This window comes from Bradyrhizobium genosp. A, from assembly GCF_049949275.1.
In the GTDB taxonomy this organism is placed as follows: domain Bacteria; phylum Pseudomonadota; class Alphaproteobacteria; order Rhizobiales; family Xanthobacteraceae; genus Bradyrhizobium.
On record NZ_CP188196.1, the window covers coordinates 7,252,273 to 7,277,187 of the forward strand.

Consider the following 24,915-nt stretch of genomic DNA (forward strand, 5'->3'; position numbering starts at 1 on the left):
TTTCGACGGGGTTTAAGCCCGACGTGACTTCGTCAAGCAGCAGAAGGTTGGGCTCGCCAACGCACGAGCGATCTCGACAAGACGGCGGTCACCGTAGGACAAGTCCGCTACCGGCGCGTCCGCTTTCGCCAGGAGGCCAACGATGTCCAGAAATTCTCTCGCCGCAGAAACGGTTTTCGCTTCTTCCCTCCGCTTTCTGCCGATCGAGAACATGCTTCCCCATAGACCGACGGAGTTGTGGAGATGCCGCCCTGTTGCGACGACATCCAATACAGTCATTTCGTCAAAGAGTTTTGGGGTCTGAAAAGTGCGGCAGATACCGGACGCCACCCGGGCCTCGGGAGTCATATGTGTGATCGCTTCGCCTCTGAAGCAAATCTCGCCGGCACTTACGGTGGTGAGGCCCGATATCAGATCGAAAGCAGTGCTCTTTCCAGCACCATTTGGTCCAATGAGGCCATGTATGCTTGCCTCCTTCACGTCCATGGATAGTTTGTTGACAGCAACAAGGCCGCCGAAGCGGCGCGTCACCTCGCGCAACGTCAGGATAATCTCAGAAGATCTCATCTTGCATGGATCCTCTTGCTGCGGCTCAAGGCCGCACCGGCACCGGCTATGCCTCCAGGCAGCAAGATCATCGAAGCAACAAGCAAAACACCGAACGCAAGCATCTTGTACTGCGCAAAGTCCCGAAGATATTCTGGAGCAACGATCAGGACGGCCGCGCCAATGATGGCGCCAGGGAGCGATCCCAGGCCGCCCACGGTTATCATGATCAGACATGTGAGCGACTCGTACCAGGTGAAGTTCCCCGGGACTCAGAAACCGCAGGAGATGTGGCAGATATGCGCCTGCTATCCCGGCGATGGCGCAACCGAGCGTGATCACGATCATTCGATATCGTGCCACGGGGATACCGACACTTCGGGCCGCCGTTTCGTTCTGGCCGATCGCGCGGAAGGTACGGCCAATTTTTCCGTGGCTAAGGCGAACGAGCAACGCATAAATGAGGATGAGCGTTAGCGCTTCACATACGAACAGGACGGTGCGTGTTTCGACCTGAAAACCAATCATGCTGATCATAGGGATTCCACGGACTCCGGCGCTACCACCTGTCAGATCTGTCCAGTTGGAAAGAATCTGATGGACAACGATTCCAAAGCCGAACGTCGCAATCTTGAAATAGACACCAGAAAGCCTGATCAGCTGCGCCATCAACAATCCGGCGGCAGCTGCCGCTAGGCGGCGATGAGGGCCACGAAAAACGGCGTGCCAAGGTTTTTTTGAAGAAGAACGGAAGTGTAAGCCCCGATTCCCATGAAAGCCGCATGGCCCAGGGAAAGTTGCCCTGCGAGCCCGACCATGGTTTGTAAGCCGAGCGCAGAAATCGCGTAAATCGCAACGACCAAGCCGAGGTAAAGATAGAAGCCACCGAGGCTCAAGGGCACAGACCAAAGAATGCTCACGATAACCGCAAAGACAATCCAATCGTTTCGATTCTGGCGTGTCGTGCTCGCGAGATCATTTTGATGAGATAGCGGCTGCTTTGCCGTTTTGAAAAAGACAGCCTCTTGCAGGTGCCTAGCCTCTCTTTCCCATCAGTCCGGTCGGCTTTACGAGCAGGATGCCAATCATGAGCAGGAAGGCCAAGCTGTCCTGGTATTCCGATGAAACGAGTTGCCCCCCAGGGTTTTGCCAATCCCAATGGCAAGGCCGCCGATCACGGATCCCGGGATACTGCCCAGTGAGCCCAACACAGCCGCAGCGAACGCTTTAATTCCGATCGTTCCCATGTCGGCAGACACGAAGGTAATTGGCGCATAGAGAACGCCGGCCGCAGCACCAATGCCCGAAGCGAGTGCGAAGGACGCCGCAGATGCAAGTCTGCGATTCACGCCCATGACAGAGGCAGTTGGAGCATCGTCAGCTGCCGCGCGGAGGGCCAGACCGAGCCATGCCCGAGTGAAGAGAATGTGGAGCCCAACGATCAACACCACCATCGTCAATCCGATGAGGGGATAGACCGCCGGCACGGGATACTGTCCGACCCTGATCGTCTCGTGAGTAAGAGGGATCGGATAGGCGAGTGGGTTTGCCTCCCAGATGAGCCTGGCGCCATTGCTGAGAACGATGCCAATTCCCAGCGTGAGGAGCACGAGGTAAGTCTGACTCGCGCCACGCTGAATGGCGGGCCAGAGTGCGGTTTGCGCGATGATGTACCCCAAGCAGGCCGTGACCGCGGCGGCAAATGGGACAACGAGCCAAAACGGAAGAGCAGGAGCACTGATGATGATCGAATAGCCGATGAAGGCCCCAACCATCATCAGGTCGCCTTGGGCAAAATTCACCAATCCCATTGCGCGGTAGACCATGCTGAATCCAACGGCCACAAGGCTGTAGATGCAACCGACTGCCAGTCCGCTTAGCAACTGAAGCGAGAGATTCATGGTGAAACGCGCCCCTTGAGCGACTCTACTTGAGCAAGGTGTCGAGCTTGACCTTCCCGTTGACGAGCTCTGCCATGGGCAAAGGCCGTTGAGCGTCACCGTTTGACAGTATTGCGATCGGGCCCGTTGCGCCCTGAAACGCCTTCGTGTTGAAGATTTCGTCGCGGATTGTCTGCTTGGAAATGCCGCCCTTTGCGGCCGCACGCTTCATTGCGCCGGCGAGAACATGCATCGCATCATAGCCCATGCCTTCATATTGAGTTGGGGTTCTATGATAGCGTTCGTCCCACTTCCGAACGAATTTTTGTCCAGCGTCCGTTTCGATCGAGCCCGCCAGATAATACAGCAGCCTCCGCCGCTGGCCCGGCTATTTCACGATATTGGTCTATGCCAATCGCGCTTCCAACTTAGAAGGGAAACTTGATCTGCATTTCTGCCATTTGTTTCACCATCAGACCTGCTTCGGTGTAGTACCCCAGAGCACGATATTAGTCGGGCTTTGCCGACGCCACGGTCCCCAAGGTTGGCTTAAACTCGCGGGACGTGGGTTCGTAAGCAATCCTTCCCTTGAGCTCGAGTCCGATTTCCTTGGCTTTCTTCTCGAATGTTTCAGCCAGGGAATTCCGAAGTTATCGTTTCGGACCAGGAGATCGCGCTCTTTGCTCCCTTGTCCTTTTTGAGCCACTCTGCAGTGCGCTCGGCCCAAGTGGTTGACGATTGCGCTATTCGCGCGAACCAGGGATTGTTCGCCAACGTCAGGGCGCTGTCCACGGCAAGTGGAGAGAGTTGCGGCACTTTCGCCTCTTTGGTGACCTCGATCGCCGCGGCTGTGCCGGCACTCGTTGAACCACCGATCACCGCCACCACGTCGTCAACGTCGATCATGCGCTGAACGGCCTGCGCGGCCACACCGGGACTTGCGGTGTCATCGGCTGGTATGAGCTTTATTTTGTCCGCACCCAAATATCCGGCATTGATTTCTTCGAGCGCGAATTGGGCACCCGCAAGGCTTTCAGACTCGTAGGCCGCCGCGGGGCCGGACAATGGTCCGAAAAAGCCGACTGGTAAGTCCTTGGCCATGACCGAAGACGCACATGAGAGAAGAACAGTTGCGATTATGCCAATACGAACGAGTACCATCTTCCAATCCTCCAAATGCAACAGTTAGACGCCGAGATAGCTTCGTTGGATCTCTGGATCGGTCTCAAGCGAGGCTGCCAGCCCCGATCTGACGATCGCACCGCGCTCCAGAACGTATGCACGATCGGCGACATCGAGCGCCGCCGCTGCATTCTGCTCCACAAGAAGGATGGTCATACCGTCCTTGGCGAGCCGATTGATCGTGTCGAAGATCAGTTCGATCAGCAAAGGCGCAAGTCCCATGGACGGCTCGTCCAGGAGGAGCAGCTTCGGCTGTGCCATCATGGCCCGCGCCATTGCGACCATTTGCTGCTCGCCACCGGACAGCGTTCCGGCAGGTTGATCGCGACGCTCCGCTAGGCGAGGGAAGAGGTCGTAGACGCGATCGAAGTGCCAGGACGGCCCGAAGCCAGTCCGACGAGAATAGGCGCCCATCGCGAGATTTTCCGCAACAGTCAGACTGGAGAAAACCCGCCGGCCTTCCGGCACAACAGCTATGGCGGCGGCAACAATACCGTTCGGCTTCATACCGAGAAGAGACTTACCATAAAACGTTAGCTGCCCAGCGTTGACAGGAAGCAACCCGCAGAGTGCATTGATGAGTGTTGTACTTTCCGGCGCCATTGCGGCCTAAGAGGCAAACCACTTCGCCGGTGCTGACATCAAGCGACACGCCGTGAGGAACATCGACGTTAGCGATGTAGGAAACTCGGATTCCGGACACGTCCAAGAGTTTTGGTTCGCCGACCGCTGTGTTTCCGCGCGATAAGTGGGAAGCGTTCATCAGTTATCCGCTATGGCTCGATCAGGAACGGAGCTTCAACAGCCCCCGCAGCAGCTCCGAAAACCGCAATGTTTGAACAACTCTAGCCGTTCGCTGTTCGATTGATCGCTCACGAGGGACCAATAGGCGACGCGGCGCCGTGTCGACGACATGCGGCCTCAATTGTATTTCTGAGAAGACAAGCGATCGTCATGGGGCCTACCCCACCCGGGACCGGCGTAAGTGCGCCGGCCACGGCACGCGCGCTTGCAAAGTCCACGTCACCGACCAATTTTTGACGCCCCTCGTGCTTGACCCGATTGATTCCGACGTCGATGACAATGGCGCCGGGCTTGATCCAGTCACCACGAATGAGCTCGGGCTGCCCGACGGCGGCCACAAGGATATCCGCGCGGCGACACACCGAAGGAAGATCCTCGGTCCTGGAGTGCGCGACCGTGACTGTGCAATTTTCTCGAAGTAGGAGTTGCGCAAGCGGTTTACCGACGATGTTGGAACGTCCAACGATGACGGCATTCAGCCCAGAGAGATGACTGCGAACTCCCTTAATCAGCAGCATACACCCGAGCGGAGTACAGGGAACTAGCGCCCCCCCGCCGAGCGAGAGCTTGCCTACATTCATCGGATGAAAACCATCGACGTCCTTCGCCGGATCAATAGCCGACGTCACCTTTTGGGCATCGATATGGGAGGGTAGCGGCAACTGGACGAGGATGCCGTCCACATCGTGAGCGGAATTCAGGCGATCGATCAACGATAACAGATCTGTTTCGCTCGTCGTGCTCGGCAGTTCATGATGAAACGAACGCAAACCAGCTTCAACAGAACGGCGAATCTTGTTGCGGACGTAGACCGCACTCGCCGGATCGCTGCCAACAAGGACGACGGCCAATCCGGGCGTAAGCCCCCTTTCCACAAGGTTCTCAACTGCACTTCGCAATTCAGAATGGAGCGTTGCTGCAACCGCAGCACCATCGATGAGAGTGGCCTCGCTTGACTGAGTGCCCTTTATGTCCCGGATGTTCATCGAAAGATCACCGTGCGATCGCCATTCATGAGTATTCGATTTTCGGCATGCAGCTTGACGGCCCGCGCCAAGACGGCGGCCTCGACGTCTCTTCCGATTGCTGAAAGGTCGTCCGGCGTCAGTGCGTGGTCCACACGGAGCACATCCTGCTCAATGATTGGGCCTTCATCCAAATCCGCTGTGACATAGTGGGCCGTAGCCCCGATCAACTTGACCCCTCGCGAGTAAGCCTGATGATACGGCCGGGCTCCTTTGAAGCTCGGCAGGAAGGAATGGTGGATATTTATGATCCTTCCGGACATCTTTTGACAAAGCTTGTCCGACAAGACCTGCATGTACCGCGCCAAGACAATGAGGTCGATTCGCTCCTGCCCAATCAATTCGAGGAGCTTTGCCTCCTGCGCGGGCTTCGTATCAGCGGTGATGGGTATATGATGAAATGGAATGTCATAGGATCCGGCGAGCCGATAGAAGTCCCGGTGATTGGAGACGATCAACGGAATTTCGACCGCAAGGGTGCCGGTTGCGTATCGAAACAGCAGGTCGTTCAGGCAATGTCCCGCCCTCGAGACCATAATCAAGAGACGAGGCTTCGACTTGCAGTCATGGAATTCCCACGTCATGCTGAAGGGAGTCCCGATTTCCGAGAATTCCGTCTGCAGATCGGTCAGCAAGATGCCGGGCGCATCAAACGACACGCGCATAAAGAGCCTTCCAACGCTGCCGTCCGAGAATTGAGCACTGTCACGGATATTGCACCCGTGCGTGGCGAGAAAGCCCGATACGGCGTGCACAATCCCAATCCGGTCCGGACAGGAGAATGTCAGAATGAAATCGGGACGCAGGGCGCGATCTTTGGAAGACGCATTGACAACTGACGTCTGCGTTTCGGCATGAACAGATCGGGGCTCGGATACGACGCTTGTTTCGGTCATGACAATATTGCTCTGCTACGAGGCCGCGGCCGAGACGAGAGCATCCTCCCCGACATCCTTTACGCGACTATTGTTGGGATCATAGAACGGACGCAATGATGCGCGTGCGGGTATGCGCACGCCGGCGACCTCGACTTCGAACTTTCCGTTCTGGAGAAAGGACGCATCGACAATGCCGTTTGAGTTGTCGATGAAGCCCAACCCCAAGCAGGTGCCGACCGTGTGTCCGAACATGCCGGACGTGATACGGCCAACAAGCCGCCCGTCCTGCCAAATCGGCTCGTTGTGGTAGATCAACACGCTCGGATCGTTCAGCGCGACGTGGATCATTTTTCGCCTCGGGCCTGCCTCCCGCTGGCGCAACAGTGCATCTCGCCCGATGAACCCTTGCGGCTTCGACCAAGCCACCGCAAAGCCGAGACCTGATTCCAGTGGAGTGTCCTCGTCGGTGACGTCGTGGCCCCAATGACGGTAGCCCTTCTCCATTCGCAGAGAATTCATGGCATGATAGCCAGCCAGACGCATATTGGATGCCGCGCCTTCTTCAACGAGGCAATCATAGACCCCCTGGACAAACTCAGTAGGGATGTACAATTCCCATCCGAGTTCGCCGACATAAGTAATGCGGCTTGCCCTGACTTTGGCATAGCCGACGTCAATGATTTGCGAGGTTGCAAACGGAAATGCTGAGTTGGAGAGGTCCGCATCCGTAAGCTTGCTCAGGAGATCCCTGGATTTCGGACCCATGACGCCCAGCACAGCGTAGGTGGAGCTTACATCGATCGCGATGGCTCGAGCGCCTTCGGGAATGTGACGGCGCAACCAGGCAAAGTCCCTGACTTGCGTCGCTGCCGCGGTCACGATGAGGAATCGCTTCAAGCCCTCTCGCGTGACGGTAAGATCCGCTTCAATACCGCCTCGTTCGTTGAGCCATTGCGTGTAGACGATACGGCCGACAGGCACCGAAACGTTGTTCGAACATATCCTGTTCAGCATGGATTCGGCGTCATCGCCTTCAAGGACAAACTTCGCGAATGACGATTGATCGAACAAACCAACACCTTCCCGTACGGACCGATGTTCTGCGGCCGAGTGTTGGAACCAGTTCTGGCGACCGTAGCTATATTCGTACTTTGCCTCTCGTCCCTTCGGCGCAAACCAGTTCGGCCGTTCCCAGCCCGCGACCTCTCCAAAACAAGCTCCTTGCGCAAGCAAGCGATCGTGGAGGGCCGAGCGGCGAACTCCTCTTGCCGTGTCGGGCTGCCGGAACGGCCAGTGCATGGCGTACAAGAGGCCGAGAGCCTCGACAGTGCGGTCCTTTAGGTATCGCCGATTCGACTGGAACGGCATGATGCGCCGCACATCAACGTCCCAAAGGTCCATCGGCGGATGACCGTCGGCAATCCAGTCGGCCAGGACTTTACCTGCTCCACCCGCGGACCGAATACCGATGGAGTTGAAGCCGGCGGCCACGAATAGATTGCGCACTTCCGGCGTTTCGCCCAGCATGTAGCGGTCGTCGGGAGTGAAGCTTTCGGGACCATTGAAAAACAACTGGATCCCGGTCTTTGCCAGTATCGGCACACGACGAATTGCCCCTTCAAGCAATGGCTCAATATGCTCGAGGTCATCCGGTAGAGTGTCGAACTCAAAGCTCTCGGGGATTCCCTGCATACCCCACGGCTTTGCGATCGGCTCGAACCAGCCGACCAGCAGCTTGCCGGCGTCTTCCTTGAAGTAAGTACAGGCATCGCCGTCCCGCAGTACGGGAAGATGCTTTCTGATTTCAGGCACCGGCTCAGTCACGATGTAGAAGTGCTCGGCAGCATGAAGAGGGACAGTCGTGCCGGCTTTTGCACCAAGCTCCCTCGCCCACATGCCAGCACAATTGACGACGAATTCAGCTGTTATTTCAGTGTCCTTCGTTCGCACACCCGTGGCGCGGCCATTTTCGATGAGAATGTCGGTAACGGCCGTATTCTCAAATATCTTCGCCCCACGACCCCTCGCTCCCCTTGCTAGAGCTTGCGTCGTATCCACCGGGTTAGTCTGCCCGTCTTTCGGAAGATGCACCGCGCCGACGAGGTCCTCGGTCGCCATCAAAGGCCAAAGATCGCCCGCCTCCTTGGCCGACATGACGTTGACTTCCAGCCCGAAACATCGGGCCATCGATGCTCCACGCCGGAGTTCTTCAAAACGCTCATGGTTGTTCGCGATTGCGAGCGATCCAATCTGTCGGTATCCGGTATTTTGACCCGTTTCGCGCTCGAGCTCGGAGTAAAGCTCTGTCGTGTATTGAGCTAATCGTGTGAGGTTGTGAGTTGCACCGAGCTGCCCGACGAGGCCTGCTGCGTGCCAAGTGGTTCCGGACGTAAGCTGTTTTCGTTCGAGCAGAACAACATCCGTCCAACCGCGAAGGGTCAGATGGTAGGCCAGACTGCAACCCATGATTCCGCCGCCAATGATGACGACTTGAGCCGACTTGGGAAGTTCCGTCACACGCGATCTCCGATCTAATCGTGAAATTCTGACAGAATTTTTCACGATTGTGAACGTATTTTTTCACAGCGGAGGTTTTTTTTCAAAGTTGTGCCCTCTATAAGGAATCGGGCGCTTTGGGCGACCCAGCGCGCCTAGGTTGCGAGACGTTGGCTTCTGATGTGGTCTCGGTGCACTCCGTCGATCATCGAGAGGGCTTTCGTGCTAGCTTTGTTTTGAAGGTCGAAGGAGCCGATGGCTATTAGGTCGATACGCGCGGCTGACGAATGGGCGGCAACAAAATCGGGGTCCAGCATGGACCCTGAAGCTGCCGTTGGTGGACAGATCCGCGAATTGCGCAAAATCAAGAAGTTGACCTTGACCCAGCTTGCCCAGGCAGCCGGAATCTCGGTCGGCTATTTAAGTCAAATCGAGAGAAATCAATCCAAGCTGCCGATCGGAATTTTGAAGAAGCTGAGCGACGTTCTCGGCGTCCATATGAATTGGTTCTTCAATGGCAACTTGCAGGCTACCCCCGATGAAAGAGACGTCATCGTTCGTAAAGCGCATCGCCGACGCCTGACATTTACCGGATTAGGCATCGCTGAAGAGCTTCTGTCTCCGAACCTCGCCGGTCCTCTCGAGCTCCTTCTGAGCACAATCGAACCAGGCGCTGATAGCGGCGAGTACAGCCATGATGGCAATGAAGCGGGCATTCTGATTGCAGGTCGATTGGACCTATGGGTTGACGGAAAGCGCTTCCAGCTTGAGGAGGGGGATAGCTTTTCGTTCAGCAGCACCTCGCAACACCGCTGCGCAAATCCAGGAAAGGTGCCCGCAAAAGTGGTTTGGGTGATTACTCCGCCGCATTACTAGTGAGTATCTTTCACTCGATCGGCGGCGAAATCGGTCAATTCATCTCGAGGTGGATCCTCGCAGCTTTGACTGAAGTCGTGATGAAGCGGCGCACCTCCTGAACACGACGGGTCTCGTGCGTGTCGGAATGCGAAGTCAGCCAGTAGCTGCGCACGAACCGAACTTCGGGGAGCAGACGCTGTAGTTCGGGATAATTTCGGGCCGCATAATCGTGCAAGATGCCGACTCCGTGGCCGCTTCGCACGGCCTCCATCTGGGCAACGACGCTTCCGCACTCGTAGCGACGCGACATTAGGCGTACGCATCCGGCCAGCACCCCTGGCAGGGGCGCCGGTCTGCCGTAGCGCTCAGGCGGCAGCCGCTTTAGACTGTCGGGTCGCCTTCCAATTCCACGGGAGCAGGTCGGCGACTCTGTTGGCGGGGTGATCTGGAAGCCTGGCCAGCACATCAGCGAGCCAGGCTTGCGGATCAACGTCGTTCATCTTGCAGGTCTCGATCAGGGTATAGATGGCGGCAGCACGATTGCCGCCAGCATCTGAACCGGCGAAGGTCCAATTTCGTCTCCCGACAGCCACACCGCGTAACGCTCGTTCGGCAGCGTTGTTCGAGAGGCAGACGCGGCCATCGTCCAGGAAGCGGGTGAACGCGGCCCAGCGGTTGAGCAGGTAGTTGATCGCCTTTGCAGTATCGTTGTTTGATGAGAGCAAGGTTCGCTGCTGGCGCATCCAGATTTCGAGATCGGCGACGATCGGCCTCGACTTATCACGACGTACCGCAAGCCGCTGTTCCGGCGTTTTGCCGTTAATGCTGCGCTCGATCTCGAAGAGCATGTCGATACGACGTACAGCTTCGCTGGCGATCGGCGCCTCTCCCTGTTTCACCAGGTCGACAAATTTCCTCCGACCATGGCTCCAGCAGGCCGCTTCAAGGATCGGAGCCGGCTTCCTTTGAGCCTTGTAGAGCTGGTTGTATCCATCAAAGGCATCGGCCTGCATGAGGCCCACATAGCCGGCAAGATGGCCTTGTGGATGCTCGCCAGCCCGACTGCGCGAGTAATGGAACGCGGCCGCCGGAGGATCTGTGCTGCCAAACGGCCGGTCATCGCGAACATAGGTCCAGATCCGGCCGGTGACAGTCTTCAGTTTCGCGAGTACGGGCACCGTTGTGTCATCGGTGTGGATGCGTTCCGCGCTCATGACATGGGTCCGGATCGCATCAATAATTGGGTCGAGCGCCACCACGCAGGCGCCGACCCGATCCGCCAGTGTCGAGACATCGATCTCGATCCCTTCGCGGGCATAGGTCTTGCTCTGCCGGTTCAACGGCTGATGCAGCAGGAACTTGTTGACCAGCACCATCGCCAGCAGGTTCGGCCCGGCATAGCCACGCGGGATCGGATGTGAGGGTGCCGGCGCCTCGGTGATCGCCTCGCAATCCCGGCAGGAGAACTTCTCGCGGACGTGCTCGATGACCTTCCAGCGCCGCGGCTCGCATTCAAGGGTCTTCGACACCACCTCGCCGAGCTTGTGCAGCCGCTCGCTGCCGCATTTGCCGCAGGCGCAAGGCGCGGGTTCGACGACGCGTTCGATTGGCAGATTGTCCGGCAGAGGACGTCGGGGTGGCCGTGGATTTTGCGCACGCTTCTGCTTGGCCGCTTCCGGTGCCGCGATCTCGGCCCTGGTTTCCTGCTCGGCCTGGGTCTCTTCAAGATCCTCGATGGCCAGCTCAAGCTGCTCGACCAGCAGCCTGCCGCGTTCAGAAGACTGCCCGAACTGCTCGCGCCGTGCCTTGGCCAGCATCAGCTTCAGCCGCTCGATTTCCAGCCGGCCGACGGTCACTTCGCTCTTCGCTAGCGTCAGCTGTTCGCGCTGCGCAATGATCATCGCATGCGCAGCGGCAAGGTCGGCGGGAAGCGGATCGGCGGGCGTCGTCACGAAGACGAATCAACCATATTCGTCGCAAAAAATCCCGCTCGATTTAACCGGAAGCCTGTGGACGCCAGGTTGCCTGCGGCATCCGCAAATCAATCCGGAGAGAAGATAGGATAGCTGTGCAACGCTGATCGTCACAACGCCGTCCGCCAGCGATGGCCACAAAAAGCGGCCGCGCTCCAGCCGCTTCGTGAACAGACACGCGCCTTGGCCATCATGCCAGATGATCTTGATCAGGTCGCCGCGGCGCCCCCTAAAAACGTAGAGATCACCAGCGTGCGGATCACGCCTAAAACTCTCCTGGACCAACCGCGCAAGGCTTGGAAAGCCGCGGCGCATATCGGTGTGGCCGGTCGCAAGCCACACCCGCACATTACCCGGAATGGAAATCATCGGCGCTCAAGCACCTCGAGGACCCGCGCCAGCGCTTCTGGATCGACGTGCGCGTCCACTCGGATGCGTCGCCGGTTGCCAAGGTCGATCTCGATCAATCCAATACGCGCAGCCACCACAGACCGCCCTCGGCTATCACCCGTAGGTAAAAGCTTCGGAGTTTCCTCCGCTTCCGTGGCGGCGATCTGCACCGGCGCAAAAGATGGTACGACCTGCTCGGATGTCCGCGCCTGTCGACGCCAGGTAAACACCAGGCTGGCCGCTACTCCGTTGCGACGCGCAACCGCAGTCACCTTTGCGCCCGGCGCCAACGTCTCCTCGACAATCCGTGCCTTGTCATCCTGCGACCAGCGCCGCCGACGCTCCAGCCCGCCCAAAACCTCGACTCGCATCGCCTGATGACCTTAATGCTAGACTTAAGGTCACACGCTTGGCGAATTACGGCGTGTCAGACAAGACGGTGCCCGCCGGATGCGTACCATTAGGCGGCCAAGAGCCGAGGCATAGTCCAGCGCCCGGCTGTACACGAAGTCCTCGACATGCGTGACGAACAGCCGTCCCGCCAGATCAGATTGACTTTCGATTTCGCCTTCGCGCGACAAATAGCTCTGCGCCGCATAGACGCTCAACGTGTAGTCGGTCAATTTCGAGACGATCAGCCGTCCTTGTTTAGGTTCGTCGAGGGTGATTGCAATGGCGCCGGCGCCGACAATTGGGACGCGATCGACGGGACGCGGCTTCGTTCCGGCGCTCGCAATCTTGGCGACCTGCGCCCCTCTGTTGGCGACGAGTTTGAGAAAACTCTCGCGCTCCTTCTTCAAGCCCTCTTCGAACGCCAGGTCGATGGGGTAGCCGACCGCATCTGCAGCTGCGATCGGTGCCTCGAGCCTGCTCGGTCATCGCGGCGACTGCATTGGTGAAGATTGACCGGTCTGCCTTGGCCGCCGTAACCTTGGTATCACCGTCGCCAGCTAGCGCAGCGGCCGCTCATCGGAGCACCTTGCTCACAAAGGCTTCGCAGCCCGTCCCCGGTCCTTCGATGATCTCTTCGACCAGACCGCTCTGGATTGCTTTAGCGGCACCGATCCGATCGCCGCTAACGATCATCTTCCGCACGCTCAGGGCCCACCGCGCTGCAGCCGCAGCGTGCTGTCGGTTGGGTTCCGCGAATTTCGGGCTATGAGACGTCTTGAGCGCTGCCGAGCAAATCGTGTGTACGTGCCGTACAAAATGCAGCCTTAAATAGAGAACAACATTTTGCTGCTACGCAGTTGATGCCTTAGTATCTGCACGCAGGGCTTGAATCTGTATCGCCGATTGCCACAGCTGCCGTAGCAGCATTCGCTCCCAATCCGAAGCGTGTCCCCAAGCGGCGCGTAATTAGCCTCGACTAGCGTTTATCGCGCCGGTAGCGCCGCGGCGCAGCCACCCCTCAAGATTTCGTATGATATCCTCCGTCAGGGGCGTAGGCTCGCGTGTCGTTTCGTCGAGCAATACGCAAACCGCACGCGCTGAGGCAGCGCAAATGCCTTTGGAAAATACCACTTGGTCAAAGATCACAGAGGTACGGCCGAGTTTCGCAACGCCCAGCCCCAATTCGACCGTACCCGGCCAGCGGAGTTCGGCTCTAAAATGGATGTCGAGCTGCACCATCACCCAGGCAAAGCCTTCGGGCATCAGTCCATTAGTGGGATCGTTTGTCAGCGTGACCCTGCCCGTCTCGAAATAAGTCGCGTAAACAACGTTGTTGACGTGATTGTTGGGGTCGAGGTCGGCGAAGCGCACGTTGTCCGTCACCCGGTAGGGAAAATCCTCCAGGACAGGCGCGACATCGAAGCGGCCTGGCGCGTTCACCAATCGATCTCCATCATTAGCTTCCTTCGTCAACTTAGTTGCATACCGTCCGCAGCGACTAGACAGGTGCAACCCGTTTTCCAGCGTCGGAAACCCATCTGCTACACGATCGCGCTGGCGCTCTGCGCCTTCGAGGAAGTTATCGCAACTGCAGACATAAACAATAGCATGCCTGAGGTCGCCGAAAGCTATCGCCGATTCTTGGTGACGGAAGGAATCAGGCCGCCGCGGCTTGAGTTTGCGATCTGACGACTTCAATTTCCGTAGGCGAACTTTACACCGAGGGTGACTTTCGGCAACTAGTTACGACCATCGAGGCTACGCCAGCTTTTCTCGGCGGCTTCGGCGAGCTTGAAGATCATGGCGAGCGCAGTCTTGTTCGACAGATATCGCTTCGAGCGCTCTGTACGACGGCGCACCGTCGCGAACGAGCTTTCGATCAATTTCGTCGTGCCCAGGTGCTTCCGATGTTTGGCAGGGAAGCCATAGAAACTCCGCCAGCAACTGCACGATGCTTGGTCAAACACTCGACTGCCTTGTCGTACTTAACGCCCCAGGTCTGGACGAAGGCGTCAAAACGCGGCGAGCGCGTCTATCTTGATTTCCGCCGTCCAGATCACCTGCCGCGCCCGCTTGGCCTTCGGCTGCTGGCTCTTCCGCGCAACTGTTCAGGACGTTTGCGGTCTTGTGCATCCAGCACGCTGGCCGCGCGTCTTCGGCCACACCTCCTCGATCGCCTGCCGGAAGCAGAGCACGCTGTGAAAGCGGCCGAGCAAAACGTCGACAGCTGCAAAACCGCGTCGCACCGCCGGCTGGCCCTTCCTTCGGATGAAAAGCTTCGAATTGTGATCGGGAACGCAGATTTTCAGAGTTGGCAAGGCCTACATTCGCGAACTACGACTTCGAACCCTTCGTAATATTTATGTGACACGTGGCGGATGGGAAGACGGAGTGACCTCTCGGCCGGACTTGACGTGGCGCGTTCTTTGCGTCTGAGGGGAGTTTGCTGACGTATCCTAACCGAAGGATGAAGATCAGCGCCAAGGAGGATTCTGATGGAGCGCGCCGGTCGGCTTCGTGCAAGAGGCGTTTGTTCTTTCGCAAGGCTAAGCGCCGCGGCGTTCTTAGACAGTCTGTCTCTTGAGAGCGGTTTGAATGCAATTGACTGGCAAAATTGCATCGCTGGGTGGATCAAGGTTGGAGATGATCACTGCCTTCTTGGTGATCGAAATATTCAGACCGGAGCGACTGAGCGCGCGACTGAAGCTCGGCTTAATGCGCTAACCGCCTTTGAAATTGCTCGCCGGCTACTCGATCCAAACGATCCACGAAGTGCAGAAGTTACGTCAAAAGTCGAACGCTCCATACAGAGGCTGAATTCGTCTCTTGCGCAGAAGATAGAGCAGGTAATCCTTGAGGGCTACGATGATGCCACGCTTTCGGCCTATTACTTGCCCGGCGGGGACCTGAAGTCGCCTGTCCCCGCAATTATTTGCCTGAGTATGGAGGAAGAAACAGCAGTTACGCTGCTCGGGAGAGTTTTGCCTGTGTTGATCGGGCGGAGCATGTCGGCTCTTGTTATCTGTCACGATGACATCGCCAAAAGTTCGGCTGGAGAATCTCAAGCGATCTTTTCTCACTGCTTGGACTACTTATCGGCTCGCTCCGACGTTGATGCTAGTCGAATCGGAGTCTATGGAGAAGGAGGATCGGCGGTTTTAGCCACTGGATTCGCGGCCTCTGATCCTCGCGTTGCTGCGGCGGTTTGCGATGGAGGTCTGTGGAATTGGGTGCGGACTACGGCGACTGTCCGTTGGATGTCGGGGGAGGTGGATGTGGCGGATGAGGCCTTGATATCGGCCCGTCGTTCGCAATTGCTTCGACAACTGAGTTGCCCTGTACTCGTGGTCGCTGGCGGGCGCGGGATCGTCAGCGTGTCGGAAGCGACTAGTCTGCAAGCTGATTGCGCGGCGGCAAACATGGATCTGGTGGTGGCCCTGCCGCGGATGAGCCGGACTCCCGGCGGGGAGATCGAGAACTTCGTCACGTCCGACGATTGCATCTTCGATTGGCTGGAGCATAGGCTGGTCGGCCGTTCGCTCCCGTACCTTACATGGGGCACGACAAATGCGTCAGTACTTGATCACGTGCAGTGCGATTACCCTCAGTAGGCCATTGCAAAGCTCGCGATCAGATACACCTTACAAAACTCCTATGTTCAACTTTTGAGACGCAAGTCGGCAATTTTTGTAGATCAAGGCAAGTCGTTTGTTGATGTAGTCAAGAGAAGCCTCATCAAGCCCATCAAACAAAGCTGAGTTAAGGGCTTGCCTCCTCAACGACAGCTTCCTGATTTCGGCCCGCGCTTTTTCAGTCAGGGACATCTGAACGAATCTTGCATCGTCCGGCGAGACTTCACGAGCTAGGAATTCTACTAGCTCTAGCTTCTTCGTTTGGTTGGTGACAAAGGCGGGATGAATTCGCAGCTTATTGGCGACCGCTATTCCCGAAACGCCTCGACCTTCATCCAGTTGGTCGATGGCCATTAGGATCAACCACTGCGGCTCAGTTATTCCCAACAGTTCCGCCCAGGTTTTGTGGATTTCTTCCAGTTGGGAACGGATCTCCACAATGTTCCAGATGAAGTCTGTGACCGCCTTATCGATAGGTTCGTTTTCGGTCATGTCTGTCTTTCCGCCAAATGACAACTCTTGCCGCCGCGACTCGGAGTTGAGCCACTCACTTAGCTGGCTTGCGCCTCTTAGTCTTCGCTGCCCAAGACATAATAGTCATGTAAGAAAGTAATTGTTTTCTGAAATCAAAATCGTGCTATCGTGCTATATTGAGTGATGGATCGTCTACGTTCTGCTCGGATGATCATGTTCAAGCCTCCAAACGAGACCTCCGGGATGCCCCCCGGGGGTCTTTTTTATCATAGTTGGCGCGAATAGCATGCAAAATTCTGGGGCTCAGCGCAGTGTTGCCAGATAGGCACGGTTACTTAGAAACTACTCCGTCGTGCTTTTAGTTATTTACAGCAATTGATTTTTACAACTAGTGTTTCGCTCGACGGCGAGGGGGTGCCTCGAAGTCGTTCCGCAACTGCTCACCTCAACTCGCGAGGGGCGCGACGGATCTTTGAGGCCGGCAACGGCGATCCAACTTGGAGTTGTATCCATGAAACTGACGAGAAGTCTTACGCTGGGGTCTGCAGCGTTCTTCGCGAGCGCAGGAGCGCAAGCGGCTGATCTTCCCGTAAAGGCGAAAGCCGTTGAGTACGTGAAGATCTGCTCGCTTTACGGAGCCGGTTTCTATTATATCCCTGGGACTGACACCTGCATCAAATTGGGCGGGTATGTACGTGCTGATGCCATGCTGGGCACGAGCTCAGACTTTGATGCGGCTAGCACCGGTGTGGCCGCCGCCAGGAACCGACTCACCAATTATTATACGAGCCGCACGCGTGAAGATCTGCAGATTGATACCCGCACCGCGACAGAGTATGGCTTAGTCCGCACCTTCTTCGAAGGCGTCTTCACTTGGACCTCTGGCTCCTATAGCGGCGCTGGAACAACGGCCGTGAATGGATCGACCGCTTATACCTCCTCGGTCGGCTCTGCCGTCGCGGGCGGCTCGCTCGGGGTCTACTACGCCTTCATTCAGTTCGCGGGGTTCACCTTCGGAAAGGCGGGGTCCGCATTCAGGACGCCTTGGGCGGAGTATCCGGCAAACAACTTTGAGTTGCCGGGCAGTGGCGGCTGGGACCCCGTGAACCAGATCACGTATACGGCCCAGTTTGGTCAGGGCATCTCGGCTTCGTTCTCGGCGCAGGATCAGGTGCCTTACTCTCAATCCAACATCTGGAATGTGAGCGGTGCGACGGCCGCGGGTTTCGCGCTTGGCGCGTACGGGGCCAATGATATCGGCGGCTCACGCGCTCCGGATTTAGTCGCAGCCCTTATTGTTGACCAGGCATGGGGTTTCTTCCAAGCATCGGTCGTGGCCCATGACAATCACGCTGCCTACTATGGTGCCTCCGAGGTCACCAGCTATCCGGGAGATAAATGGGGCTGGGCTGGACAACTGGCGGTGTCAATCAAGAACCTCCCGACTGGCGCCGGCGATACGATCAATCTGACGGGCGTGTATACCAATGGTGCAAGTCGCTACAACTTCCAGGATTTTATGTCCGCCTCGTTCGCAATGTATGGTGGAACAAACGTGCCTGGAGCCTATCAGAGTCTTGGGATCGCCGGAGTTTCCGATTCAGTGTTCGTCACTGGCTCCGGCCAGGAGCTGACCACTACGTACGGCTTCAATGGCGGCTACACCCACAATTGGGACCCCTACTGGAACACGTCAATTTTTGGTGCTTGGGCTGCTGTCCGGTATAACAACACGGCCAAAGGCTATATCTGCGGTGCGTTCGTTACCGGCCTTTCTCTCTCGAGCGGCGCTGCAGGCTGCAACCCCGACTTTAACTACGCGGTTGTTGGTACGAAAACCTCCTGGACCCCGGTCAAAAATCTGACCTTCACCGGTGAACTCGCGTACATGATGCTTGACCAGAAATATGCGAGCGGAAGCACGGTGACGCTCCCATTGCAATCCGGAATCGCAAAGCCGCCTGCTGCTTACGAGCTCAAGGATCAAGGCAGTCTTCAACTGCTGCTTCGTGCTCAGCGAAACTTCTGATTTCTCTACCAAACCAACGGAAGGAGAAAGAGCTAACTTCACAGATCGAAATTTGACCTCCAAGGAAGGCCTCCGATATGCCCATCGGAGGCCTTTTCCTCATTCGAGCTTGGAATGTATACCCTTGTGATGTTTCTCTGTTCGAATTGTTGTGTATGGACGGGCGACCAACAGGCGCTCGTTTCACCCGGCGCGCTCCACATAGTCGACGCGGTCGCTTCGCTCGGCTGCATACCTTTCGAAATGGACAGCTGGGGCGTTGACATTGCGATGTCAGCCTCGCAAAAAGGCCTGAGGACGATGAGATCCGGCGATCTGTTTGGGGCCAGGCTGGACCAGATCATCAATATGAAGCATGAGCAGGTTCAGCTCGTCGGCAATGTCGAGTGGGACTAAATCGACGGCGAGATCGCGCCGCTCTATAGCGAGAACCGTCGGCCGGGCATTGCGACCCACTTCATGATCGGGCTGCTGCTGCTCAAGCACATTTGCGGCCTGTCCGATGAGGGGGTGTGCGAGCGCTGGATCCACGACCCGTATTTACAGTACTTCACCGGCGAAGAGTTCTTTGCCGCGCGGCAATCAGGATGGAAGCGGAGCGTCAATCAGGATGAGAGAGCGTCGTTGGGCTCGTGACGCAGGGAGGGCGTAGCCCGACCGGAGTTACGAGCCCAACGACGGCGCGATCCATAGGGGACCGCGCCGTCGGGTGATCGCGGCTGGCCGGTTATGCAAGTGGTTCTTCCGCCAAGAGGAATCACTCGTTTGCCAGGCCAACACGTCACAGATCACCAGATGAGGCTCTACATGAAGTACCGTCAGATCGATACCCCGCCCGTGGCTGCCGCCAAGGCCTCGTTCAGCACCTCGACCGCTTATCGGATCGAGAAGGATCCTCGCGCTCCATCGCAGAAGAAGGGAGCCCGCGGCCGGCGCCGACCGGACCCGTTGGCCAGTGTGTTTGAGACAGAAGTGGTGGCAATGCTCAAGGCCGCCCCCGGCGTGCGGGCTGTTGCGATCTTTGAGGAGATGTTACGGCGCCATCCTGAGCTCGGAGCTGGAATCCGCCGCACGCTGGAGCGCCGGATCCGCGCCTGGCGGGCGATCCACGTTGAGGAGCAGGAGGTCATCTTCCGCCAGACCCACGAAGTGGGCCAGGTCGGCCTGTCGGACTTTACCGACATGGGCGAGCTTGGGGTCACCGTCGCGGGCATGCCGCTCGATCATCGCCTCTATCACTTCCGGTTGGCCTATTGCGGATTTGAGCACGCCCATGTCGTGCTCGGTGGCGAGAGCTTCGTCGCTTTGGCCGAAGGGCTGCAGAATGCCCTGTGGTCGCTCGGTGGCGCACCGCGGGAGCATCGGACCGACAGTCTGTTGGCCGCCTTCTGCAATCTCGATCGCGATACGAGAGACGATCTGACCCGGCGGTACGAGGACCTCTGCGCCCATTACGGCATGCGGCCTTCCCGTAACAATCGCGGCATCGCCCACGAGAACGGGGCGATCGAGAGCTCCCATGGCCATCTCAAACGGACGATCGCCGATGCGCTGCTGTTGCGCGGCACTGCCGACTTCGATGATCTCACCGCCTATCGCGGCTTCATCGACGAGATCGTTAGCCGCCGCAATGCCCGCAACGCCAAGCGGATCGACCACGAGCGCGCCACCCTGCAGGCGTTGCCAGATCGCCGTACCTCAGACTACGAGGAGGTGATTGTCCGCGTGACGTCAAGCGGCGGCTTCACCTTGCGCAAGGTGTTCTACACCGTGCCGTCACGCCTGATCGGTCACCAGCTGCGGGTGCGCCTTTACGACGATCGTCTCGACTTGTTCGTCGGCGGCACCCATCTCGTCACCCTGCCGCGTGGGCGACCGCATCCCAACGGCAAGCACGACCAGGTCGTCGATTATCGGCACGTGATCCATTCCTTGCGGCGCAAGCCAATGGCGCTGCTCAATCTCGTCTACCGGGATCGGCTGTTCCCGCGCGATGCCTATCGCCGGACCTTCGATCGCTTGCGCGAACGGCTGCCGGACAGGAAAGCCTGCCGGCTCATGGTCGATCTGCTTGCGCTGGCGCACGAGCGCGGCTGCGAGGCCGAACTCGCCGGTCAGCTCGCCGCCGACCTGGACGCCGGCCAACTGCCCGACCTCGGACGGCTGCGCGCCCACTTCGCGCCGGATCCTGCCAGCGTGCCGCAGGTTATGGTGCAGCTTGCTCCGCTCGCCAGCTACGAGTGCCTTATCGGCGCCAGCCAGATCGGAGACGCCACATGAACACGGCCACCACCGTCGACACCGCACGCCTCAATCTGTTGCTCAACGAGCTGCGGCTACCCGCCATCAAGGTGCTGTGGCAGCAATTTGCCGAGCAGTCCGACAAGGAAGGTTGGCCGGCCGCCCGCCTTCCTCGCCATCATTGCCGAGCATGAGATCGCCGAACGCGGCCGCCGTCGCGTCGAGCGCCACCTTGTCGAGGCGCGGCTGCCCGCCGGGAAGACCTTCGACACCTTCGACTTCGAGGCCGTGCCGATGATCTCCAAGGCGCAAGTCACCGCGCTGGCCGCCGGCGATGGTTGGCTCGGCAAGGGCGCCAATTTGCTGCTGTTTGGTCCGCCCGGCGGCGGAAAGAGTCACTTGGCGGCAGCCATCGGCTTGGCCCTCATCGAGAACGGATGGCGCGTCCTCTTCACCCGGACGACTGATCTCGTGCAGAAGCTCCAGGTGGCTCGCCGCGAGCTCAACCTCGAGGCCGCCATCAACCGCCTCGATCGCTTCGATCTTCTCATCCTCGATGATCTTGCCTACGTCACCAAGGACCAGGCCGAGACCAGCGTGCTGTTCGAGTTGATCAGCGCACGCTACGAGCGGCGCTCGATGCTGATCACCGCCAATCAGCCCTTTGGCGAATGGAACAGGGTCTTCCCGGACCCCGCTATGACCCTCGCCGCCATCGATCGCCTCGTTCACCACGCCACCATCATCGAAATGAACGTCGAGAGCTATCGCAGGCGCACCGCGCTCGAGCGAAAGCGCGGACCAGGACGGCCACCTTCGCACGCGACACCAAAAACACTCGCTGATTGATGCTCCGCGACAATCAGAGCCAACAAAACTCTTGCGCGCGACAATCATCGCGGCAATCATCACCTCGCTGCGACACCGACTCGCCATCCTGATTGTCGCGCGCTTCCCACCCAGATTGTCGCGCTATAGTTCTTTCAGCACGCGTTCCCGCACGAGCGCTCTGGTGCAAACGGCCAAGTGGCTCGGTGACAAGCTGGAGCTGTTGCTGGCCGACACCTTGCGGGTGGCGTACGGGGCCGGCGTGTTGCGCAACTAGGACCTCAAGCGGGGCACGGTCGATAGCACTGTGCAGCCGCTTCCCGACCGATGCCAAGCTTGCTGCACGCGGCGATCTAAGGCGCTAACCGCCTGGCGCGGAAGCGCGTGGTCAAGCTGCGGCAGTGCTATCTCCGCGTTGCCAAGACCGCAGCGATGATGGCCTCCCGCTACGCCCATATCAAGCATTCCAGCGGCTCGGCAGTTGGCGCGTCGTGCGAGGCCGGCTGGGCCGGATCATCCGCGGCATCCGCCGCGAGATCGAAGGACGGGCTGTGCTCACGAACGTGTTCGCCCTCCCGCTGAGCTGAGCCATCCAGATCCGCTCGCACCAGCACGCCGACGCGGTTGGAAGCATTATTCCTTCCACGCCTCGGAAATGGAGTACATAGGCAAGGGCAACGCCAGCGTACCTCACGAGTTCGGCGTCAAGCCTCTATTGTCACCAACAACCGCCGGGCTCCCGTTGACCTGTTCGTGCATGCCAGGCGCTGCCCCATACCTACGACGGCCACACCTTGCGAGACGTCCTTGACCGCAACGAGACGCTTAGCGGCTGTGCGATCGAGCGTAAGCGTCGTTCTCAGGCCACGGCCTTGAGGGATTGAGTGCAGTGGGCCCAGGCAATAGCTGGTCGATGTCGCGGTTGGGATGACCGTTGACGATCTTCGTCAGGACGTCGGTGAGATAGGCGAGCAGATCGACGTCGTTGAGCTTGCAAGTCTCGACCAGGGAGGCGACGACCGCCCAGTGCTCGGCACCACCGTCGGATCCGGCAAACAGCGCGTTCTTACGACTGAGCTTGATGCCGCGGATTGATCGTTCGACCCTATTGTTGTCGAGTTCGATGCGGCCGTCATCGATGAAGCGCGTTAAGCCTTGCAAGCGCGAGAGGCGTAGCGGATGGCTTCGGCGAGCTTGATCTTCTGGCTGATGAGAGCCAGCTTGGCGCGCAGCCATACCTCGAAGGCATGAGCCAACGGCCGGCTTCACTGCTGCCGCACGAGGCGGCGCCTCGGCCTGCAGGAACGCCATCTTCGCAGGCTCGGCAGGCGTATTTGGGACGCCGGGTGACGGCAACGCGGAACTGCGCCGGCACCATGTCCAGCCGCTCGCTCTTGTCCTCGCCGATCTGGTGCAGGTCGCCCTGGCAGCAGGGCAGGTCTTGGCATCGAGGTCGACGACGACCTCGATCCGCGGCAGATGCGTCGGTAGTGCTCCGCGATTGTTGCGGCGCTTGCGTGCCCGTTCGGCCCGGCCTTCCGGAGCTGTCTCGTCTTGGCTGGCTTCCGTACAGGCCGCAACCTGTTGGACGTCCTCGAGACCGAGCAGCATCTGCTCCTCGGGTAGCGATTCCGCCTTCCGGCCAAAGCGATGATGCTGCAGCCCTTTGATGATCTGACGCAGCCGCTCGCTCTCGTGCCGCTCGGCAAGCAGCATCGCCTTCAGCGTCTCGGGATCATCAGGAAGGTTGTCGCTCACAGTCAAATCAGAGCATACTCGCATTCACTTGGCTACGTGCTCGATCCCCTGATTCACTTCGCCGCAGCGCGGCCCACAATTAACCGGCTTGCGTCGGGACGACCGTCTCCCGTGCCTCGTGGACACGCCGCCAATCAAGCCCTTCGAGCAGCGCCGACAATTCCGCCGCCGACAAACGCATCACGCCATCGTCGATCTTCGGCCAGCGAAAGACACCATCATCGAGCCGCTTGTCCCAGAAGATCAGCTTGATCCGGTCCGCCCGCTTGGCACGGAACACATAAACGGCGCCCGAGACGGGATCGGCCTTCATGTGCTCGCGCACCATTGCCGGGCAATCTCGGAAACGACCCCGCCGGGTACCAACGCTCTACGATCCGGGCCTTGTCGTCCTGGAGAACCAACGACGGCGTCTCGTCTCCGTGATCACTTTCAGCCGGCGCGCCGTCACGTCCGACTTAAGCGACGCATACGGACAAAGCCCCAATCCCTTCAAAAAGATCGTGAAACTCTCCTATCCCATGTGCCGCGAAAAGGTGGGAACGGAAGGACGTTTACACATGTCCCTGCGCCACGGCTTAGGGTCATTATCGGCAGCCGCCGGCGCTCGGTCTCGCCTGACAGGCTGTCATGATCGGGTTAGCTTGGCCATCACGTCGGCCAGCAGCGCCAGCATCCAGCGCCTCCAGCCGGCGGGCGGTTTGCGCATGGCAAAAGGCCCGATCGAGATTGCCTTCCACGATACGGCGCTGGGTCCGATATGCCGTCGAGGCGCTTACCCCGACGGTCCGGCCGATCTCGTCATCGCGGCTGCCGATGTCGGCCGCCAGCAAAATCTGAACCCGTTGAGTTTGCAAGCGGCACGCTTGCCGCCGTTCTAGCTGGCCCGGTATCAAACCGTCAAAATCACTGTGACGAGCCATTAGCTCGCCTCCGACCAGATCATCACGCGACAGGTCGATATTGCGATTGATGCTGAGTTCTTTGCCGTCACTCTTGAACAACAAGCGATCGTCCGCCACCGCAGGCACGACATCTTCAACACCGATAAAAAACGCAGTTCACGAGCGTTGCCTTCGCCACCACCTAGGATGCCGGCATCCGCATCTCCATGAACGGACGCGGCCACTGGATGGACAACATCTGCATCAACTGGCTATGGCGTAGCGACAAATATGAACGCGTCTTCTTCAATGCGTTCGAGAACCGGCAGCGAAGCACGGCAGCCCCGCTCACGGGTGCACCGGAATGCGTTAGTCTTGGCGGAGATCGACAGCCTCTCCGCGCCTAGGTTCGATCTACTGCAGCAACTCGCGCCTTCGAGCGGAATGCAGAAATCCTGCATAGTTAATGATAAGTGCGCGCCTTTCTGCATCTTTGGGTGCACAGATCGCCGCAAAGCTGAAAAGAACTCTAGTAGCCTCATGATTGAACGAAAGGAAGTTGATGCCCATGAACTAGGCTGGCGGTTTTCAGCGCCCATTTGCCGAAGCAGCTCATAAGAAGATTGCGGTCATGGTGCATAATG

At 58.4% G+C, this 24,915-nt stretch carries 21 protein-coding genes and 8 pseudogenes; 7 read left to right on the top strand and 22 right to left on the bottom strand.

The annotated features are described in order from the left end of the window. Window positions 1-12: 12 nt before the first annotated feature. From ACP2YP_RS33925 to ACP2YP_RS33965, 9 genes and pseudogenes are all read right to left on the bottom strand, one after another. Entirely contained in the window at window positions 13-894 is an 882-nt protein-coding gene (locus ACP2YP_RS33925) for an ABC transporter ATP-binding protein (RefSeq protein WP_426426355.1), read from the bottom strand. Between the two features lie 3 nt (window positions 895-897). Continuing rightward, window positions 898-1,364, bottom strand: a pseudogene (locus ACP2YP_RS33930) (branched-chain amino acid ABC transporter permease); the annotation flags it as partial. A gap of 267 nt (window positions 1,365-1,631) precedes the next feature. Further along, window positions 1,632-2,447, bottom strand: a complete 816-nt coding sequence (locus tag ACP2YP_RS33935; protein WP_426420595.1) for a branched-chain amino acid ABC transporter permease — start codon at window positions 2,445-2,447, stop codon at window positions 1,632-1,634. Between the two features lie 25 nt (window positions 2,448-2,472). After that, a complete protein-coding gene (locus ACP2YP_RS33940; RefSeq protein ID WP_426426356.1) occupies window positions 2,473-2,796 on the bottom strand; it encodes an ABC transporter substrate-binding protein in 324 nt (107 codons plus the stop codon). 260 nt (window positions 2,797-3,056) lie between these two features. Next, window positions 3,057-3,587 (bottom strand): ABC transporter substrate-binding protein, encoded by a 531-nt coding sequence (locus ACP2YP_RS33945; RefSeq protein ID WP_426420597.1) that lies wholly within the window; start codon window positions 3,585-3,587, stop codon window positions 3,057-3,059. A 24-nt stretch (window positions 3,588-3,611) separates the two neighbouring features. Further along, window positions 3,612-4,211 (bottom strand): ABC transporter ATP-binding protein, encoded by a 600-nt coding sequence (locus ACP2YP_RS33950; protein WP_426420599.1) that lies wholly within the window; start codon window positions 4,209-4,211, stop codon window positions 3,612-3,614. A 269-nt stretch (window positions 4,212-4,480) separates the two neighbouring features. Beyond that, the gene (gene folD, locus ACP2YP_RS33955) at window positions 4,481-5,398 is read right to left on the bottom strand and encodes a bifunctional methylenetetrahydrofolate dehydrogenase/methenyltetrahydrofolate cyclohydrolase FolD (protein WP_426420601.1); all 918 of its coding nucleotides are present in this window, start codon (window positions 5,396-5,398) and stop codon (window positions 4,481-4,483) included. After that, window positions 5,395-6,333, bottom strand: coding sequence for a formyltetrahydrofolate deformylase (gene purU / locus ACP2YP_RS33960; RefSeq protein ID WP_426420603.1), 939 nt, complete (start codon window positions 6,331-6,333; stop codon window positions 5,395-5,397). The genes folD and purU overlap by 4 nt, the downstream gene beginning before the upstream one ends. 15 nt (window positions 6,334-6,348) lie before the next feature. Continuing rightward, on the bottom strand, window positions 6,349-8,781 hold the full coding sequence (locus ACP2YP_RS33965) for a GcvT family protein (protein ID WP_426426357.1): 2,433 nt from the start codon (window positions 8,779-8,781) through the stop codon (window positions 6,349-6,351). A 345-nt stretch (window positions 8,782-9,126) separates the two neighbouring features. On the opposite strand from ACP2YP_RS33965, the gene ACP2YP_RS33970 reads away from it, so the two are divergent. Beyond that, on the top strand, window positions 9,127-9,687 hold the full coding sequence (locus ACP2YP_RS33970) for a helix-turn-helix domain-containing protein (RefSeq protein ID WP_426420605.1): 561 nt from the start codon (window positions 9,127-9,129) through the stop codon (window positions 9,685-9,687). Window positions 9,688-9,721: 34 nt separating this feature from the next. Here the strand turns inward: ACP2YP_RS33970 and ACP2YP_RS33975 are convergent. From ACP2YP_RS33975 to ACP2YP_RS34005, 7 genes and pseudogenes are all read right to left on the bottom strand, one after another. Further along, window positions 9,722-9,982, bottom strand: a pseudogene (locus tag ACP2YP_RS33975) (LysR substrate-binding domain-containing protein); the annotation flags it as partial. 52 nt (window positions 9,983-10,034) lie between these two features. After that, complete coding sequence (tnpC, locus tag ACP2YP_RS33980) at window positions 10,035-11,570, bottom strand: IS66 family transposase (protein ID WP_426426354.1); 1,536 nt, start codon at window positions 11,568-11,570, stop codon at window positions 10,035-10,037. Window positions 11,571-11,630: 60 nt separating this feature from the next. After that, a complete protein-coding gene (gene tnpB, locus ACP2YP_RS33985; protein ID WP_426420573.1) occupies window positions 11,631-12,011 on the bottom strand; it encodes an IS66 family insertion sequence element accessory protein TnpB in 381 nt (126 codons plus the stop codon). Then, window positions 12,008-12,403 (bottom strand): IS66-like element accessory protein TnpA, encoded by a 396-nt coding sequence (gene tnpA, locus ACP2YP_RS33990; RefSeq protein WP_426420575.1) that lies wholly within the window; start codon window positions 12,401-12,403, stop codon window positions 12,008-12,010. Before tnpA ends, tnpB (ACP2YP_RS33985) begins: the two co-directional genes overlap by 4 nt. 300 nt (window positions 12,404-12,703) lie before the next feature. Continuing rightward, window positions 12,704-13,188 (bottom strand): annotated as a pseudogene (locus ACP2YP_RS33995) (3-hydroxyacyl-CoA dehydrogenase); the annotation flags it as partial. 203 nt (window positions 13,189-13,391) lie between these two features. Further along, entirely contained in the window at window positions 13,392-13,865 is a 474-nt protein-coding gene (locus ACP2YP_RS34000; protein ID WP_426426358.1) for an acyl-CoA thioesterase, read from the bottom strand. Between the two features lie 302 nt (window positions 13,866-14,167). Next, window positions 14,168-14,617: pseudogene (locus ACP2YP_RS34005) on the bottom strand (transposase); the annotation flags it as partial. A 303-nt stretch (window positions 14,618-14,920) separates the two neighbouring features. On the opposite strand from ACP2YP_RS34005, the gene ACP2YP_RS34010 reads away from it, so the two are divergent. Next, the gene (locus tag ACP2YP_RS34010; protein ID WP_426420607.1) at window positions 14,921-16,036 is read left to right on the top strand and encodes an alpha/beta hydrolase family protein; all 1,116 of its coding nucleotides are present in this window, start codon (window positions 14,921-14,923) and stop codon (window positions 16,034-16,036) included. Between the two features lie 30 nt (window positions 16,037-16,066). On the opposite strand, the gene ACP2YP_RS34015 is transcribed toward ACP2YP_RS34010, so the two are convergent. Then, the gene (locus ACP2YP_RS34015; RefSeq protein WP_426420609.1) at window positions 16,067-16,549 is read right to left on the bottom strand and encodes a MarR family winged helix-turn-helix transcriptional regulator; all 483 of its coding nucleotides are present in this window, start codon (window positions 16,547-16,549) and stop codon (window positions 16,067-16,069) included. 493 nt (window positions 16,550-17,042) lie between these two features. On the opposite strand from ACP2YP_RS34015, the gene ACP2YP_RS34020 reads away from it, so the two are divergent. The 5 genes and pseudogenes from ACP2YP_RS34020 to ACP2YP_RS34040 all read left to right on the top strand — a co-directional run. Then, entirely contained in the window at window positions 17,043-18,560 is a 1,518-nt protein-coding gene (locus tag ACP2YP_RS34020) for a porin (protein ID WP_426420611.1), read from the top strand. Window positions 18,561-18,860: 300 nt separating this feature from the next. Beyond that, a pseudogene (locus ACP2YP_RS34025) lies at window positions 18,861-19,130 on the top strand (transposase); the annotation flags it as partial. A gap of 195 nt (window positions 19,131-19,325) precedes the next feature. Further along, window positions 19,326-20,840, top strand: coding sequence for an IS21 family transposase (istA, locus tag ACP2YP_RS34030; protein ID WP_426420613.1), 1,515 nt, complete (start codon window positions 19,326-19,328; stop codon window positions 20,838-20,840). Next, window positions 20,837-21,650 (top strand): annotated as a pseudogene (gene istB / locus ACP2YP_RS34035) (IS21-like element helper ATPase IstB). The gene istA and the pseudogene istB overlap by 4 nt, the downstream one beginning before the upstream one ends. Before the next feature lie 129 nt (window positions 21,651-21,779). Continuing rightward, a pseudogene (locus tag ACP2YP_RS34040) lies at window positions 21,780-22,477 on the top strand (IS5/IS1182 family transposase); the annotation flags it as partial. Here the strand turns inward: ACP2YP_RS34040 and ACP2YP_RS34045 are convergent. The 5 genes and pseudogenes from ACP2YP_RS34045 to ACP2YP_RS34065 form a co-directional block, all read right to left on the bottom strand. Further along, the gene (locus tag ACP2YP_RS34045) at window positions 22,455-22,865 is read right to left on the bottom strand and encodes a transposase domain-containing protein (RefSeq protein ID WP_426426359.1); all 411 of its coding nucleotides are present in this window, start codon (window positions 22,863-22,865) and stop codon (window positions 22,455-22,457) included. The pseudogene ACP2YP_RS34040 and the gene ACP2YP_RS34045 overlap by 23 nt on opposite strands. Continuing rightward, window positions 22,762-23,007 carry an IS66 family transposase zinc-finger binding domain-containing protein gene (locus tag ACP2YP_RS34050; RefSeq protein WP_426426360.1) on the bottom strand — a complete coding sequence of 82 codons (246 nt, stop codon included), beginning with the start codon at window positions 23,005-23,007 and terminating at the stop codon, window positions 22,762-22,764. Before ACP2YP_RS34050 ends, ACP2YP_RS34045 begins: the two co-directional genes overlap by 104 nt. A 143-nt stretch (window positions 23,008-23,150) precedes the next feature. After that, window positions 23,151-23,411: pseudogene (locus ACP2YP_RS34055) on the bottom strand (transposase domain-containing protein); the annotation flags it as partial. A gap of 55 nt (window positions 23,412-23,466) precedes the next feature. Beyond that, on the bottom strand, window positions 23,467-23,715 hold the full coding sequence (tnpB, locus tag ACP2YP_RS34060) for an IS66 family insertion sequence element accessory protein TnpB (RefSeq protein ID WP_426420615.1): 249 nt from the start codon (window positions 23,713-23,715) through the stop codon (window positions 23,467-23,469). A gap of 259 nt (window positions 23,716-23,974) precedes the next feature. After that, window positions 23,975-24,394, bottom strand: a complete 420-nt coding sequence (locus ACP2YP_RS34065; RefSeq protein WP_426420617.1) for a helix-turn-helix domain-containing protein — start codon at window positions 24,392-24,394, stop codon at window positions 23,975-23,977. Window positions 24,395-24,915: the final 521 nt, after the last annotated feature.

Coding starts and splice junctions, on each gene's coding strand:
- ACP2YP_RS33925 (WP_426426355.1), bottom strand. CDS start 894: ATGATCGTGATCACGCTCGGTTGCGCCATCGCCGGGATAGCAGGCGCA.
- ACP2YP_RS33935 (WP_426420595.1), bottom strand. CDS start 2,447: ATGAATCTCTCGCTTCAGTTGCTAAGCGGACTGGCAGTCGGTTGCATC.
- ACP2YP_RS33945 (WP_426420597.1), bottom strand. CDS start 3,587: ATGGTACTCGTTCGTATTGGCATAATCGCAACTGTTCTTCTCTCATGT.
- ACP2YP_RS33950 (WP_426420599.1), bottom strand. CDS start 4,211: ATGGCGCCGGAAAGTACAACACTCATCAATGCACTCTGCGGGTTGCTT.
- folD (WP_426420601.1), bottom strand. CDS start 5,398: ATGAACATCCGGGACATAAAGGGCACTCAGTCAAGCGAGGCCACTCTC.
- purU (WP_426420603.1), bottom strand. CDS start 6,333: ATGACCGAAACAAGCGTCGTATCCGAGCCCCGATCTGTTCATGCCGAA.
- ACP2YP_RS33965 (WP_426426357.1), bottom strand. CDS start 8,781: ATGGGTTGCAGTCTGGCCTACCATCTGACCCTTCGCGGTTGGACGGAT.
- ACP2YP_RS33970 (WP_426420605.1), top strand. CDS start 9,127: ATGGACCCTGAAGCTGCCGTTGGTGGACAGATCCGCGAATTGCGCAAA.
- tnpC (WP_426426354.1), bottom strand. CDS start 11,570: ATGATCATTGCGCAGCGCGAACAGCTGACGCTAGCGAAGAGCGAAGTG.
- tnpB (WP_426420573.1), bottom strand. CDS start 12,011: ATGATTTCCATTCCGGGTAATGTGCGGGTGTGGCTTGCGACCGGCCAC.
- tnpA (WP_426420575.1), bottom strand. CDS start 12,403: ATGCGAGTCGAGGTTTTGGGCGGGCTGGAGCGTCGGCGGCGCTGGTCG.
- ACP2YP_RS34010 (WP_426420607.1), top strand. CDS start 14,921: ATGGAGCGCGCCGGTCGGCTTCGTGCAAGAGGCGTTTGTTCTTTCGCA.
- ACP2YP_RS34015 (WP_426420609.1), bottom strand. CDS start 16,549: ATGACCGAAAACGAACCTATCGATAAGGCGGTCACAGACTTCATCTGG.
- ACP2YP_RS34020 (WP_426420611.1), top strand. CDS start 17,043: ATGAAACTGACGAGAAGTCTTACGCTGGGGTCTGCAGCGTTCTTCGCG.
- ACP2YP_RS34045 (WP_426426359.1), bottom strand. CDS start 22,865: ATGGCTGCGCGCCAAGCTGGCTCTCATCAGCCAGAAGATCAAGCTCGC.
- ACP2YP_RS34050 (WP_426426360.1), bottom strand. CDS start 23,007: ATGGTGCCGGCGCAGTTCCGCGTTGCCGTCACCCGGCGTCCCAAATAC.
- tnpB (WP_426420615.1), bottom strand. CDS start 23,715: ATGGTGCGCGAGCACATGAAGGCCGATCCCGTCTCGGGCGCCGTTTAT.